The organism is Nocardia brasiliensis ATCC 700358, assembly GCF_000250675.2.
Lineage (GTDB): Bacteria > Actinomycetota > Actinomycetes > Mycobacteriales > Mycobacteriaceae > Nocardia > Nocardia brasiliensis_B.
On record NC_018681.1, the window covers coordinates 7,090,668 to 7,104,677 of the forward strand.

At 69.0% G+C, this 14,010-nt stretch carries 13 protein-coding genes; 6 read left to right on the forward strand and 7 right to left on the reverse strand.

Going from position 1 to position 14,010, the window contains the following annotated elements:
- Positions 1–40: 40 nt before the first annotated feature.
- Complete coding sequence (gene smc / locus O3I_RS31465) at positions 41–3,655, reverse strand: chromosome segregation protein SMC (protein ID WP_014987063.1); 3,615 nt, start codon at positions 3,653–3,655, stop codon at positions 41–43.
- A 438-nt stretch (positions 3,656–4,093) separates the two neighbouring features.
- Here smc and O3I_RS31470 point away from each other — a divergent pair, with 438 nt between their 5' ends.
- Positions 4,094–6,127 (forward strand): hypothetical protein, encoded by a 2,034-nt coding sequence (locus tag O3I_RS31470; protein WP_141691633.1) that lies wholly within the window; start codon positions 4,094–4,096, stop codon positions 6,125–6,127.
- Positions 6,128–6,442: 315 nt separating this feature from the next.
- On the opposite strand, the gene O3I_RS31475 is transcribed toward O3I_RS31470, so the two are convergent.
- Entirely contained in the window at positions 6,443–6,862 is a 420-nt protein-coding gene (locus tag O3I_RS31475; protein ID WP_014987065.1) for a DUF1707 SHOCT-like domain-containing protein, read from the reverse strand.
- 185 nt (positions 6,863–7,047) lie between these two features.
- On the opposite strand from O3I_RS31475, the gene O3I_RS31480 reads away from it, so the two are divergent.
- Positions 7,048–8,133 carry an S-(hydroxymethyl)mycothiol dehydrogenase gene (locus O3I_RS31480; RefSeq protein ID WP_014987066.1) on the forward strand — a complete coding sequence of 362 codons (1,086 nt, stop codon included), beginning with the start codon at positions 7,048–7,050 and terminating at the stop codon, positions 8,131–8,133.
- Positions 8,130–8,747 (forward strand): MBL fold metallo-hydrolase, encoded by a 618-nt coding sequence (locus O3I_RS31485; RefSeq protein WP_014987067.1) that lies wholly within the window; start codon positions 8,130–8,132, stop codon positions 8,745–8,747. The genes O3I_RS31480 and O3I_RS31485 overlap by 4 nt, the downstream gene beginning before the upstream one ends.
- 3 nt (positions 8,748–8,750) lie before the next feature.
- Here the strand turns inward: O3I_RS31485 and O3I_RS31490 are convergent, their stop codons facing one another.
- Positions 8,751–9,071 (reverse strand): helix-turn-helix domain-containing protein, encoded by a 321-nt coding sequence (locus tag O3I_RS31490; RefSeq protein WP_014987068.1) that lies wholly within the window; start codon positions 9,069–9,071, stop codon positions 8,751–8,753.
- Positions 9,068–9,280, reverse strand: coding sequence for a type II toxin-antitoxin system RelE/ParE family toxin (locus O3I_RS31495; RefSeq protein ID WP_014987069.1), 213 nt, complete (start codon positions 9,278–9,280; stop codon positions 9,068–9,070). Before O3I_RS31495 ends, O3I_RS31490 begins: the two co-directional genes overlap by 4 nt.
- A 13-nt stretch (positions 9,281–9,293) precedes the next feature.
- Between O3I_RS31495 and O3I_RS31500 the strand changes: the two genes are divergently transcribed.
- Both O3I_RS31500 and O3I_RS31505 read left to right on the forward strand, forming a co-directional pair.
- A complete protein-coding gene (locus O3I_RS31500) occupies positions 9,294–9,620 on the forward strand; it encodes a DUF6247 family protein (protein ID WP_014987070.1) in 327 nt (108 codons plus the stop codon).
- 249 nt (positions 9,621–9,869) lie between these two features.
- The gene (locus tag O3I_RS31505) at positions 9,870–11,078 is read left to right on the forward strand and encodes a Cmx/CmrA family chloramphenicol efflux MFS transporter (protein WP_041562990.1); all 1,209 of its coding nucleotides are present in this window, start codon (positions 9,870–9,872) and stop codon (positions 11,076–11,078) included.
- On the opposite strand, the gene O3I_RS31510 is transcribed toward O3I_RS31505, so the two are convergent.
- Together O3I_RS31510 and O3I_RS31515 are read right to left on the reverse strand one after the other, a co-directional pair.
- Positions 11,026–11,457, reverse strand: coding sequence for a DUF6640 family protein (locus O3I_RS31510; RefSeq protein WP_041562991.1), 432 nt, complete (start codon positions 11,455–11,457; stop codon positions 11,026–11,028). The genes O3I_RS31505 and O3I_RS31510 overlap by 53 nt on opposite strands.
- 35 nt (positions 11,458–11,492) lie before the next feature.
- A complete protein-coding gene (locus O3I_RS31515; protein WP_041562992.1) occupies positions 11,493–12,596 on the reverse strand; it encodes an FAD-dependent monooxygenase in 1,104 nt (367 codons plus the stop codon).
- Positions 12,597–12,809: 213 nt separating this feature from the next.
- On the opposite strand from O3I_RS31515, the gene O3I_RS31520 reads away from it, so the two are divergent.
- Positions 12,810–13,535: a TetR/AcrR family transcriptional regulator gene (locus tag O3I_RS31520; RefSeq protein WP_014987074.1), complete on the forward strand. Its 726-nt coding sequence runs from the start codon at positions 12,810–12,812 to the stop codon at positions 13,533–13,535.
- Positions 13,536–13,551: 16 nt separating this feature from the next.
- Here the strand turns inward: O3I_RS31520 and O3I_RS31525 are convergent, their stop codons facing one another.
- Positions 13,552–14,007, reverse strand: coding sequence for a DUF350 domain-containing protein (locus O3I_RS31525; protein ID WP_014987075.1), 456 nt, complete (start codon positions 14,005–14,007; stop codon positions 13,552–13,554).
- Between the last annotated feature and the right edge of the window lie 3 nt (positions 14,008–14,010).

Here is a 14,010-nt window from a genome sequence, read left to right on the forward strand (position 1 = left end):
GGACTATCGGACTCGGGCGCGTGCTCGAGGTGGACGAGAACTACGCCGCGCCCGCGGGGGTGAGGTTTTCGCCGCGGAGACGTTGGGAGATGACCTGGGTGATGCCGTCGCCGCGCATGCTGACGCCGTAGAGGGCGTCGGCGATCTCCATGGTGGGTTTCTGGTGGGTGATGACGATGAGCTGGCTCTTTTCGCGGAGCTGCTCGAAGAGGCCGATGAGGCGGCGCAGGTTGGTGTCGTCCAAGGCGGCCTCGACCTCGTCCATCACGTAGAACGGTGAGGGACGGGCGCGGAAGATGGCGACCAGCAGGGCCACGGCGGTGAGGGACTTCTCGCCGCCGGACAGCAGCGACAGCCGCTTCACCTTCTTGCCGGGCGGGCGCGCCTCCACCTCGATACCGGTGGTGAGCATGTCGGACGGGTCGGTGAGCAGCAGCCTGCCCTCGCCGCCGGGGAACAGCTTCGCGAACACGCCGACGAATTCGCGTTCCACGTCCTCCCACGCCTCGGTGAACACCTGCAGGATGCGAGCGTCCACCTCGGCGACCACGTCGAGCAGGTCCTTGCGCGCGCTCTTCACATCCTCGAGCTGGGTGGCGAGGAAGTTGTAGCGCTCTTCGAGCGCGGCGAACTCTTCCAGCGCAAGGGGATTCACCTTGCCGAGCGTGGTGAGGTCCTTCTCGGCGCGTTTGGCACGCCGCTCCTGGGTCTGGCGGTCGTAGGGCATCGGGGCGGGCGCGGTGACCTGTTCGCCGCGTTCCTTGGCCTGCTCGTACTCCTGCCATTCCAGGTCGGTCGGCGGCAACGGCACGTCGGGGCCGTACTCGGCGATCAAATCGCTGAGCGCGATACCGAACTGTTCGGAGATCGTCGCCTCGAGCTGCTCGATGCGCAGGGCCGCCTGAGCTTTCGCGACTTCGTCGCGGTGCACCGCATCGGTGAGCTGGGCGAGCTGGGCGGACAGCGCGCGCACCCGCTCCTTGACCTGCTCGACCTGGGCGGCGGCTTCGCCGCGGCGGCGGACCAGATCGTCGCGGCGGGCACCCGCCTCCGCCACCACCTTTTCCAGTTCGGCGGCGACCTTGGCACCGGATTCGGCGACCGCGGCGGCGACTTCGGCGGCCTTCTTACGCGAGGCCTGGGCCCGTTCGGCCCTGGCCCGCGTCTCCCGTTCGGCGCGGGCCGCGCGGCGCAGCGAATCCGCCTTGCCGCGTACCGATTCCGCGCGTTCCTCGGCGGTGCGCACCGACAGGCGCGCCTCGACCTCCATCGACCTGGCCTCGGCGAGCGCGGCCGCGGCTTCTTCGCGTTCCCGGCCCGCGGTCTCGGTGCCCGCCGCGGTGCCGTCGGAGTCGATCTCGGTCTGTTCCAGTTCGGCGTTGCGCAACCGGTCTTCGAGTTCGGCGAGCGAGGTAAGCGATTCTTCCCGGCTCGCTTCGGTTTCCGCGCGCTGGGCGAGCAGCCGGTCGTTGTCGGCCTGCGCGGTGCGGGCCGCGTGCCCGAGCCGGCCGAGCCGGTCATAGATGGCGACCAGGGACTGATCGGATTCGTGCAACGCGAGCAACGCCTGATCGACGGCGTCCTTGCGGTCCGCCTGTTCGGCCAGTGCGCCGGACAGGGCGGCTTCCAGTTCTTCGGCCCGGCGTTGCGCCGCGACCAGATCAGCCTTGGCGGTGTCGATATCGGCCTGGATCTCCAGTTGGCTGGGCGCGCGGTCGGAGCCGCCGAGCAGCCACCCGGTTCCGGTGAGGTCGCCGTCGCGGGTGACCACCCGCACGTCCGGGCGGGCCGCGAGTACCGCACGGGCCGCGGCCAGATCGTCGGCGACGGCGATACCGGCGGTGAGCGCCATGATCGCCGCGCGCACGCTGTCCGGGCACTCGACCACGTCGGACAGCCAGCGGGCCGCGCCGGGCAGCGGGCCGGGATGCGGGCGGTGGCCGCCGTCGGCGCCGAATACCAGTGCGGCGCGGCCGCCGTCGGCTTCCTTCAGTGCGCGGATCGCGGCGTGCGCGGACTCACCGGTGTCGGCGGCGACCGCGTCGGCGAGCGGGCCGAGCGCGGTAGCGACCGCGGCTTCGAAACCGCCGTGCACCCGCAGCAGACCGGACAGCGGGCCCAGCAGCCCCTGGGACCGGTGCTCGACCAGCCAGGCGGCGCCGTCACGGCGGGCGAGGTTCATGCCGAGCGCCTCGATCCGCGCCGAGAGCGACGCGACCCGCTTGCTCGCCTCGCGATCCTGTTCGCGTAGTTCGGTCACCCGCTGGTCGGCCAGGGCGAGCGCCTGCACCGCGTGCTCGTGCTGGGCGTCCAGGCCGGCCTCGCCGGCGTCCAACTCGGTGAGTTCGGCCTGCACCGTGTCGAATTCGGCCTGCGCGGCCTCGCCGCGCTGCCGGGCGTCGGCGATCGCGGTGGTGAGCCGGGAGATCTCGGCGTCCACCGATTGCGTCCGGGTGCGCAGCGTGTCGACCTTGCCCGCGAGCCGCGCCACGCCTTCCCGCCGGTCCGCGATCGCCCGCACGGCGGCGAGGTGCGCCTGCTCGGCGGCCTTGGCGGAGTGTTCGCGTTCGGCCAGTGCGTCGCGGGCCGCCTCAAGCGTCTCGGTCGCGATCTCGACGGCTTCGCGCAGTTCGGCTTCCTCGGCTTCGACCCGTTCGGCTTCGGCTTCCAACTGTTCCGGGTCGCGTCCCGTGCCGACCGGCGCTTCGGTGTCGAGATGACGGGCCCGATCCTGCGCGATCCGAATGGTCGCGTTGACCCGCTCGGCCAGCGCCGACAGCTGGAACCAGATCTGCGCGGCGGCTTCCGCACTCGGCGTCAACCGGGACAGCTGAAATTCCTGCTGGGCGAGCGCGGCATTGGCGGCGTCGAGTTCGCTCTGCACGGTGATGTGCTGCTCGCGGGCGTAGGCTTCCTTGCTCTGCTGGCTCTCCAGCTCGCCGCGGCGGGTCACCAGATCGTCCGCGGCCAGGCGCATCCGGGCGTCGCGCAGGTCGGCCTGCACGGTCTGCGCGCGGCGCGCCACCTCGGCCTGCCGGCCGAGCGGTTTGAGCTGACGGCGCAACTCGGTGGTGAGGTCGGTGAGCCGGGCCAGGTTGGCCTGCATCGCCTCGAGCTTGCGGACCGCCTTCTCTTTCCGTTTGCGGTGCTTGAGCACGCCCGCGGCCTCTTCGATGAACGCGCGCCGGTCCTCCGGGCGCGATTCCAGAATCGCCGAGAGCTGCCCCTGGCCCACGATGACGTGCATCTCGCGGCCGATGCCGGAGTCACTGAGCAGTTCCTGCACGTCCATCAGCCGGCAGGTGCTCCCGTTGATCTCGTATTCGCCCGCGCCGTCGCGGAACATGCGCCGGGTGATGGACACCTCGGCGTAGTCGATCGGCAGTGCGCCGTCGGAGTTGTCGATGGTGAGGGTCACCTCGGCACGCCCCAGCGGGGCCCGGCCCGCGGTGCCCGCGAAGATCACGTCCTGCATCTTGCCGCCGCGCAGCGCCTTGGCCCCCTGCTCACCCATCACCCAGGTGAGCGCGTCGACCACGTTGGACTTGCCGGATCCGTTCGGACCGACCACACACGTGATGCCGGGTTCCAGGCGCAGCGTCGTCGCGGACGCGAAGGACTTGAAGCCCTTCAGCGTCAGGCTCTTCAGATGCAAGTCCGACGACCTTTCGTTATTCGTTGCCGGTGTGCACGCCGCCATATTCCGCCTGCTCATCGATGCAGGCGACCAGTCATGGTATCCGTCGCGGACCGAGTGCCCCCGACGCGGGACAGGCCGCGTCGCCGCATGGCGGTTCGGCGGTACCCGTAGGTTATCGAGTCGGCCCACGATATCCCGTATTTCGATGCGCTCGGAGTTAGCCGGATGTCGCGTTTCGGCCGTCGGCGCGCCCGGCCGATGTGCTCGCGGCACGACCCGCCGGCCTCGACGCGAGGTATCGACGAAAGGTGACGACTACGGGGCTGTTGATCGACCTCGACACGACCTTTACACCAAAAGACGGACCGACTTGCCGGACGCTCTGCCGCGCGGCGACGACGCCGCATACGATCCAGTCGATCCGCCAGCGGGAATATTTGGAGCGCCACGCCGATGCCAGCTCGAACCGGGACCAGAACGGCGTTCCGGCTTGCCCGAATCGCGGCTCTGGTGCTCGGCAGCCTGCTGTTTCTCTATGCGTGCGAGTACAGCAAGAGCGCGCTGCTCGCCGATCGGTGGCTCGAGGTCGCGGGCGCGGGACTGTTTCTGGCCGTCGGGATCGGGCTGGCATGGTTCGAGATCAAGGTGACGGATTTCCGCGAGTACATCGGCGACGAGGCGGACATTCCGGCTGAACCGGTCGCGGCGCGGAGCACGCATGCCTCGGTTCGCCGGGGCGCCAGCGGAATTCGCTCGGAGTATGCCGAGGACCGGGCGGAGCGAGCGGCAACTCGTATGGGGCACCGGGTAACTCGGCGCGACGATCGGGCGCCCACCGGCGAATCCGTCGCCGCCCGGATTCGCGCCGCGGGACGCAAAGCGTCCGGCCTCGGGCCCGAGAGTTGGTGGAAACCGGGCAGATCCGGTGCCGGCCGGGACGAAGCGCGGAGCGGGCGCAGCGAAACCCACGAGTTCCTGGTCGAATCCGAGGGCTGGTCGATGCGCGCCAAGCTCGGGCGTTCCGGCGATCTCCTCTTCCACGGACACGACCGTGGTGGCACCTATCCGGCGTACGAGTGGATGTGGATCTTCCACCCCGACACCTTTCCCGCGATCCGCGACGCCCTCGGCGATCCCGAGGGGGAGATCCTCGACCTGCTCGAAGATGTTGTGCCCCAGCTGGATCGGCACGGAAGACACGATCCCGGCGCCTGGTTGCGCGCCCACGACATCCCGGCGACCTACCGAGAGAAAGGCGTCAGCGCCACCCAGGACACCAGGGAGATCCCCCTGCTCGTCCCCGGTCTCCCCCGCCTCGTCCCCGAACGGCGTCACGACCCCGCCCCGCACTGGCCGCAACGCGCCCCCGAACCACCGTCGCGCAGGTCGCGCAGTCGCGCGGACGAGGTCGAGGAACCGTACCCGCAGGAGGCCGAACCTCCTGCGCGGCGGTCACGCCGAAGCGCTGCGGCATCCGCCGCCACCCAGGCCGCATGGACGGCGCGCGACCGCGCCGACGAACCCGCCCAGCCGACGTGGGACGCCGAGCCACGTACACCGCAGTCGCACAACCGAACCCACGACGCCATGCCGGGCCGATCTCGAGAACCCGAGGCACCGGCGCGCCAGTCACGCAATCGCGCCGAGCATTCAGCCGCAGCACCCTCGGCGTGGGGAGCCGAACCGCCGTCGTGGCCGACGCGCGACCGAGGCTACGAACCCGCGTCAGCCCAATCGGCATGGACGTCCGAGGCTTCGGCGCGCCGGGCGCACAGCCGCGCCGACGAATCGGCATGGGAGGATTCAGCACGACGGCCACACCACCACGCTGACGAACCGGCATCGACCGAGGAGAGCGAACCGGCCGCGTGGACGGCGCGGGACGGCAGGTACGAACCTGCGTCCGCCCAATCGGCTCGGGGGCCAGAGGCTTCGGCGCCGCGGTCGCGGGGTCGCGCGGACGAGCCTGCTTCGACGCGGTCGGTGTGGGAAGTGGAGCCGGAAAGCGTTGTGTACGAGGAGCCGCGGTGGCGGGCGCGTGGTCGGTCGCAGGCAGAGTCCGGTCCCGCTTGGGCTCGGCGGGACGAGCACGGGTATGGACAGGATGGCGGTGAATCGTACGAGGATCCGCGGGGGCACGTGCAGCCCGCCGGTGCTCGGCCTTCGTACGCGGAGCCGGACTATCAGCAGGACGCCGCCGACCGTTACGAGGAACCGCGGCGCGCGCCCCGCCCCGAAGTTCCACGGCGTGCACCGCTTTCGGCGCGACGACCACCTCCGGGCGCGGAAGCACTGGGTCGGGGGCCCGCGCCGGTGTGGAGCGAACGCCCCGGCAGGCAGCGCAACGAGGACTCTGAGCCGTGGCCCGAGCAGCAGGCGGAAGAATACCGGGCCCCCTCCCGTCGACGCCGCTACGTCGCGCCGCCGAATTCCACCGAAGCACCGCGCCGCACCACCTCCTACGGTGCGAGACCCCGTCAGCCCTAAGCCATTTCACCTGCACCGCACCCTGCCGAATCGCACCGGCACCCCGCCCATCGCCACGCTGCATCGCCGGACCGAACGGCTCTGGCCGACACCTTGTTGCCCTCCGCACCGTGGGCCCCGTGACAGCCCACGGAAGGACCGCCTGCTGCCCTGAACACCGCGGTACATCACGTCGGTGACCTCGCGGCGCATCATGTCGCCTTCCTCACCACTACGTCGTGGTGTGTGGGCCTTACCCCTCGCACACGCGGAACGCAGTCCGGCGCTGACCGCGCATAAAGCACGGGCAGCGCCGGGTCGGCCGACTTTGTTCCGTCAGTGGGTGCGGCGGGAGTATTTTCCGGATTCGAGGCCGGTGAGCATGCGGAAGACGAGGACCGCGCCCCACGGGACGATCACCCAGATCGGCCAGGGGTAGGTGAATTCGCCGACGCTGAGCGAGATCGCGGCCCAGATGAACAGGACGAGCACGCTCACGCCGAGCCAGCTGGTGCCCTCGATCTTCTGCCAGATCGGAATGCGTGAGCCCGCTTGCCCGGCAGTCTCTTTCGTGAGCTTGGGCAGGTCCGACAGCACGAGTTGCAGGTCGTCGGTGGTGGTCGTGGCGTACACCTGGGCGGTGCGCTGGTCGTATTCGGCGAGGTCGATTCGCCCGTCTTCGAGGTGCCTGGCGAGCAGCCGGACCACCTTGTCGCGTTCGGCGTTCGAGGCGCGCGTTCCGGTCGAGATGTCCATGTGAAGTCCTTGTCGGCGATTCCACCCTCCATAGTGGAATATGGCTAGATCATGCTCCTTCCATAGTGGAATGTCAACCCCGCTCGGTCCGCCGCTGGTGTCCGAATCGCGGGCGCGGCAGTATGGACGAAAGGTCAGCTCGCGGCCGGACGGTCCGCGTCCACGAAAACTCCCAGGAGGCATAGGTGTCGGAAACCGTGCGCGGTGTCATCGCCCGTAGCAAAGGCGCGCCGGTCGAGGTCGTGGACGTGGTGATTCCGGATCCCGGACCGCACGATGTGGTCGTGCGCGTCCAGGCCTGCGGCGTCTGCCACACCGACCTGCACTACCGCGAGGGCGGCATCAACGACGAGTTCCCCTTCCTGCTCGGCCACGAGGCCGCGGGCCTCGTGGAGACGGTCGGCGACGCGGTCACCCACGTGCAGCCCGGCGACTTCGTGGTCCTCAACTGGCGTGCCGTCTGCGGCGAATGCCGGGCCTGTCGCCGCGGCCGCCCCTGGTACTGCTTCGCCAGCAACAACGCCAGCAAGAAGATGACGCTCACCGACGGCACCGAGCTGAGCCCGGCCCTGGGCATCGGCGCCTTCGTCGACAAGACGCTCGTGCACGAAGGACAGTGCACCAAGGTCGATCCCGCCGCCGACCCGGCGGTGGCCGGACTGCTCGGCTGCGGCGTGATGGCGGGCATCGGCGCGGCGATGAACACCGGCAACGTCTCGCGCGGCGATACCGTCGCGGTGCTCGGCTGCGGCGGTGTCGGCGACGCGGCCATCGCGGGCGCCCGGCTGGCCGGCGCGAAGACCATCATCGCGGTTGACCGCGACCCGCGAAAGCTCACCTGGGCCAAGGACTTCGGCGCCACCCACACCATCGATGCGAGCAGCGAGGACGTGGTCGCGAAGATCCAGGAGTACACCGACGAGTTCGGTGCCGACGTCGTCATCGAGGCGGTGGGCCGGCCGGAAACCTGGAAGCAGGCGTTCTACGCGCGCGACCTGGCGGGCACCGTGGTCCTTGTCGGCGTCCCCACCCCCGATATGACCATCGAGATGCCGTTGATCGATCTGTTCTCCCGCGGCGGCGCGCTGAAATCCTCCTGGTACGGCGACTGCCTGCCCGAGCGCGACTTCCCGACCCTGATCGACCTGCACCTGCAGGGCCGGCTGCCGCTGGAACGCTTTGTCACCGAACGGATCTCCCTCGATCAGGTGGAGGAGGCGTTCACCGCGATGCACGCGGGCGACGTGCTGCGTTCGGTGGTGGTCCGGTGATCGAGCGCGTCGTCACCTCCGGCACCTTCTCCCTCGACGGGGGCACCTGGGACGTCGACAACAATGTCTGGCTCATCGGCGACGACCGGGACGTGCTGGTCGTCGATGCCGCGCACGACGCGGACGCGATCGCCGCGGCCGTCGGCGCACGCAACGTCGTCGCCATCCTCTGCACCCACGGGCACAACGACCACGTCACTGTCGCACCGGAATTGAGCGCCCGCCTGGACGCGCCGATCCTGTTGCATCCCGGTGACGACCCGCTGTGGCGGATGACCCACCCCGATGTCGACTACCGTTCCCTGGCCGATACCCCGCGAATCACGGTGGCCGACATCGACATCGACATCCTGCACACCCCCGGCCACTCCCCCGGCTCGGTCTCCCTGCACATTCCGGCAGCGACCGCCCTCTTCACCGGCGACACCCTCTTCTCCGGCGGCCCCGGCGCCACCGGCCGCTCCTACTCCGACTTCGACACCATCATCGATTCCATCCGCGACCGCCTACTCACCCTCCCCGAAGAAACCACCGTGCACACCGGCCACGGCGACTCCACCACCATCGGCACCGAAAAACCCGCCCTCGCCGACTGGATAGCCCGCGGCCACTGACCCTCAACCCACCCGCAGTTGCTCGTCGCCGAAATCGGCGACGAGCTTCAGCACGCCGCCCAACGCGGATACGTAGCGGTCCAACACCTCCCGCGTGGCGACCTCACCCTTTTCGATCTGCGAGACGCGCGCCACGGACACACCCATCTGCTCCGCCACTTGTTTTTGGCTGAGTCCTCGGTGCTTGCGCAGTTCGGCCAGTCGCCAGCCGCGCGCCCGGTCCTGCAACTGCTCGACACCCGCCTCGAATTCCTCGGGCCCGCCGGCCGTCTCGACCGCACGGTCGAGGTGGCCGGTGTCGCGCCAACGTCGATGAGTGGTCATCGGTGCAACTCCTCGCGTCGCTCGATCAAGTAAGCGTCGTAAAGCTTTTCGGCGCGCAGTATCGCGTCCCGATACCACCGCTGCCATGCTCCCGCCTTGTCTCCGGCGACCAGCAGGATGGCCGACCGCCACGGATCGAAGACGAACAGTATTCGGATCTCGACGCGCTTGAAGATTAGGCCACGGGTCCGACAACCAACCGGCGGCACTTATGGTGGAACCATGGCCACCCCCGCCCTCCACGGGTCCTCCGCGCCGGCTGCGGAACCGAAGGCGCTGCGGGCCGCCCTCACCCCCGACCTACGGGCCGAGTTCGATCGCGAATGGGATCTGGTCCTCGAGCAGGCCAAGAAGTCGCACACGCTCGAAGAGATTCATGCGCTGCTCAACAAATGGCAGCACACAGTCGTCATGGAGAAGCGTGATCCCGGCTCCTACCAGCGAATGGTGGAGAAGGCAGCACGCATCGAAGCCGGCGGCGGTCGAACCACGGGGGTATCGATAGAGGCTGTCCGGTCCCTGATCACCCGCCGATTGCAGGCTGGCTGAGCCGATCTGACCCCGCAATAGTCCGCAGGTACAAAACCGTTGGCGGGCGCGGTGGGGCCATTGTTAGGGTGCGCGTGTGACTTCTCCGGAGGCGTCCAGACGTTAGCCACCTGTCGTGTGATCGGGTGGCGTTGATCGGGACCTGGTTGTGCGGCGTTGAGTGCTGCCCGTTTATGGGTGAGATCTGCTCTGCCGCCTGAACTTTCAGTGGTGGGCGGCTCGGTGTCGGACGAGTCCTGGAGTTTTGTAGTGCCAATTCTAGTGTGGGTTATGGGTGTCGCCGTGTTCGCGCAGGGGACATCGGAGTTCATGTTGTCGGGCTTGCTGGAGCCCATATCGCGGGATGTCGGGGTATCGCTCGGTGCGGCGGGCGCGCTGACGTCGCTGTTCGCGGTCGGGATGATCGTGGGGGCACCGCTGATGGCGATGACGGCGGGACGGTGGCCGGTGCGCTCCGCACTGACCGGGTTTCTGGCGTTGTTCATCGGTGCGCATGCGGTCGGCGCGCTGACCGCGAATTTCGTTGTGCTGCTTGCTACTCGACTGGTAGCGGCGGTGGCTTACGCGGGGTTTCTGTCCGTGGCGCTGGCGTCGTTGCCCGCCCTGGTCGGCGCGGCCCGGGTCGGCCGGGCGACGGCGATCATCCTGTCCGGTGTGACGCTGGCGTGCATCGTCGGCGTCCCGGCGGGTGCGCTCCTCGGCCAGACGTGGGGCTGGCGGTCAGCGTTCTGGGCCGTCGTGGCGGCCAGTGTTCCTGCGCTGGTGGCGCTTTGGGGGCTCGTTCGCGTGCGGATCGAGCCGGCCACGACCGCCGAAGGCGGGGTGATCCGGCGGGAATGGCGAGCGATCACCGAACGGCCGGTACGGATGGTGCTGGTCGCGGGGGCTCTGGTCAACGCCGCGACGTTCGCCTCGTTCACCTACCTCGCCGTGCTGACCACGGAGGTCGGCGGTGCCGGAAAAGGGTGGGTACCGGTGATTTTGGCTCTGTTCGGCCTCGGCTCCTTCCTCGGCGTCAGCCTCGGCGGACACTACGCCGATCGCTACGCCACTCCCCTCGTCACGATCGGCTCGGGGGCGCTGATATTCGCTTGGTCCACAACCGCTTTGACGGCGAAGTACCTGCCCGTCCTGCTGATCATGACCACTGTCTGTGGCGCGGCATCCTTCGCGGTCGGCTCCACCCTGATCGGCCGCATCGTCAGTGCCGCGACGCCGACGGCTCCCCGGCTGAGCGGCGCTTTCGCCACCGCCACCCTCAACATCGGTGCGGCTACCGGCCCCGCGGTCGCGGGCATCGCGATCACCTGGGCCGGCACACCGAGCGCCGCGGTCTGGACCAGCGCGGTGATCTGTTGCGCCGCAACGGCTGTCGCACTGATCGGCACCCGCCCGCAGCGCGGGATCAGCGAACCGCTTTCCGCCACACCGCCGCAGTCGCACCGGCCAAGGCGGTGAGCAGGATCAGCGCCAGGAAAATCTGCCCGTGCATACCGAGCACGAAAACCGTTCGCCCGGCGAACTCGGGATCATAGGTAGCGGTACCGGGAAACAGCAGCGCCCCGGCCATCCCGAGCCACGGGATGGCCACAACCGCTGCGGCACACAGTGTCCCGCGTCGCGCATCGCGACCCGGTGGCAGGGCGAGTGCCAACCCGACGAGGCCGAGCAGCACCGTCATCACCATGTATTGAGCGTCGTGGAACTTCGCGTGCGGCGGCCAGTTCGGGTTGAACGCGTGCTGCGCGGACAAGTCCGGTATGACCAGATCGGCGAGTACGGCACTGAGCATCGTGATCACCGCTACGCCGGCAATGACGATTCGAGGAAGGGGCATCGCGCCAGCCTTTCGAGTGAAACTGTTCCAGCGGATCAGGGCGTCCAGGAATAGGTGGGCGTGATCGATCGGCCCAGCAGCGAGCTGGGCAGGAGGGGAAGCGCGGTGTCCCGCAACGCGGTCGCCAGCGAAGAGTTCCAGTGCGCGGGCGCCCCGACCCGGCGCGAGAGCTGAGCGATCATCTGGGTACGGGGCCTGCGGCGGCGGTCGTATTCCGCCAGCCCCGCCTCGACCCCGTGGGCGTCCACCGCCGCCGCGAGGGTGACAGCGTCCTCCAGCGCCTGACAGGCACCCTGCCCGAGGTTGGGCGCCATGGCGTGCGCGGCGTCCCCGAGCACCGCGACTTTCCCGCTGACGTAGCTGCGCAGCTTCGGCAGCTCATAGGTGTCGTGTTGCAGGACGGCGTCCGGGTGTGCCGCCGCGAGCAGGCCCGGGACCGGGTCCGGCCAGTCCGCGAACCGCGCACGCAGTTCATCGAGCCCCGCGCGGGAGCCGGCGGGGGCATTTCCCATCAGATAGCAGTAGACCCGGCCGTCGGGCATCGGCAGGTAACCGAATCGCTCACCCTTGCCCCATATTTCGACGCTGCCCTCGACGGAACCTCCTGCCGTGAGCAGCCGCCAGGTGGTGTAGCCGACGTAGCGCGGTCCCGCGGCACGCGGCCAGACCGATCTTCGGGTCACGCTGTGCACGCCATCGCCGCCGATCACGAGATCAGCGGTGGTGGTGCCTCCGTCGTAATGGACTGTGCCGTCGGGGATCACTTGCCGCGCGGTGCTGCCGGGGCGCAGCGCCGCCGCGGGGACGGCCGCACGCAGGATGTCCACCAGCGCGGCGCGGTGCACGATCGCCCACGCTCCGAAGCGTCGTTCGAGTTCTTCGATGTCATTGCGAATCAGCCAGTCGCCATGGATGTTTCGAATACCCCGCGGCGGGCCGGCCGGACCGCCGGTACGCAACAGATCCCCGAGGCCGAGCGCGTCCAGGGCGCGCAACCCGTTCGGCTGAATCGACAGTCCCGCACCGATTTCGGTGATCTGCGGTGCACGTTCGAGCACCTCCACCTGCCAGCCGCGTCGATGGAACGCCACCGCGGCCGCCAGCCCGCCGATCCCGCCACCCACGATGAGGGCCTTCATCGCCGCCCCGCACGAACGCGGACCGACCCGTCGCGCAACCGCGCCGCCCTGGACTGCCGCCACCACACCGCCGTCACGATCAGTGCGACCACCGGTGCCCACCGCCAACGTCCCATGCTCACTCCCTAGAGGCTCTAAATTATTTAGAGCCTCTAAGACACCATAGATGCCCTAAGCTGTCAACGGGCACGACAGATCAGCAGAAGGGTGAGGATGTCGACACAGAGCGGCGGCAGGCGCGAGCGGCAACGCAAGGCCACCTTGCGGGAAGTGCACGAGGCGGCACGCACACTGCTGGTCGAGCAGGGATCGGCCGCGGTCACGGTCAACGCGGTGGCTCGGCAGGTCGGCATGAGCGGACCTGCGCTCTACCACTACTACGCCGGCCACGACGCCCTGGTCGGCGCGGTGACCGCGGATTTCTTCGACGAACTGGCCGCCACGATGGAAGAAGCGCGCGACGCTCGTGCGCACGCGCCGGTCGGCGAGCGCATCCTTGCGGTCTGCCGCGCCATGCGCACCTGGGCGATCACGCACCCGGCCGAGTTCGGCTGGATCTTCACCGCGCCGATCGCGCCCCCGAACCGGCACCCGGATTCCGAACGCCATCGAGCCGGGCAGCGCTTCGAACGCGTGCTGCGCGACCTGACGATCGAACTCTGGCAGACCCGCCCGTTCCCGGTGCCGGACCTGGCCGAGCTGCCCGCGTCTTTACGCGCGCAGTTGATCGACTACTCGGCGAGCATCGGCGAACAGCTGCCGCCCGCGGCCGCACACGTCTTCCTGTCCTGTTGGATTCGCTTGTATGGCCTGCTCTGCATGGAGGTCCTGCACCAGCTCGACTTCGCGTACTCGGACCTCGAGCCGGTCTACGAAGAATGCCTGCGCGACCTCAGCCGCATCCTCGGCCTGGCACCCGCCGACCGGCCGGCCGCGTGAGGACCGCGCCGCCGAATCAGAGGATGGCGAAGGCGACGACCAGGCCCAACGCGAAGTGCGCCGCGGCCACGACGAGGACCTCGGTGGTGTAGGTCTCGGAGTGCAGGGCGGCGCCGATATCGATACCGAGCGCCTTCTCGATCACCCGCACCGAAATGACCTGCGCGACAATGCCGACCAGGCCGAACACCAGGGCGGCGATGAGCCCCTCGGACAGCTTGCCGCCGCTGCCGACGGCCAGGATGGCGAGCACCACGATGAACGCCATGCTGATCATGCCCGCGGCGGTGACGATGATCGCGTTGGGCTTGCCCTCGACGACCAGCGCGCGCAGCTTGCCCGGCGTGGTCAGGTCGATGGCGTAGAAGCCGACGAGCATCAGCACCAGACCGATGAGGGCGTAGAGGATGATCGCTCCGACACCCTCGCCGAGCGAGCTCCAGTACCCCGATTCGAGGGCGACTGCGGTCATCAT

Excerpts from the sequence above, each read along its gene's own strand:
- O3I_RS31470 (WP_141691633.1), top strand. The coding sequence starts at position 4,094 with ATGCCAGCTCGAACCGGGACCAGAACGGCGTTCCGGCTTGCCCGAATC.
- O3I_RS31475 (WP_014987065.1), bottom strand. The coding sequence starts at position 6,862 with ATGGACATCTCGACCGGAACGCGCGCCTCGAACGCCGAACGCGACAAG.
- O3I_RS31490 (WP_014987068.1), bottom strand. The coding sequence starts at position 9,071 with ATGACCACTCATCGACGTTGGCGCGACACCGGCCACCTCGACCGTGCG.
- O3I_RS31500 (WP_014987070.1), top strand. The coding sequence starts at position 9,294 with ATGGCCACCCCCGCCCTCCACGGGTCCTCCGCGCCGGCTGCGGAACCG.
- O3I_RS31510 (WP_041562991.1), bottom strand. The coding sequence starts at position 11,457 with ATGCCCCTTCCTCGAATCGTCATTGCCGGCGTAGCGGTGATCACGATG.
- O3I_RS31515 (WP_041562992.1), bottom strand. The coding sequence starts at position 12,596 with ATGAAGGCCCTCATCGTGGGTGGCGGGATCGGCGGGCTGGCGGCCGCG.
- O3I_RS31520 (WP_014987074.1), top strand. The coding sequence starts at position 12,810 with ATGTCGACACAGAGCGGCGGCAGGCGCGAGCGGCAACGCAAGGCCACC.
- O3I_RS31525 (WP_014987075.1), bottom strand. The coding sequence starts at position 14,007 with ATGACCGCAGTCGCCCTCGAATCGGGGTACTGGAGCTCGCTCGGCGAG.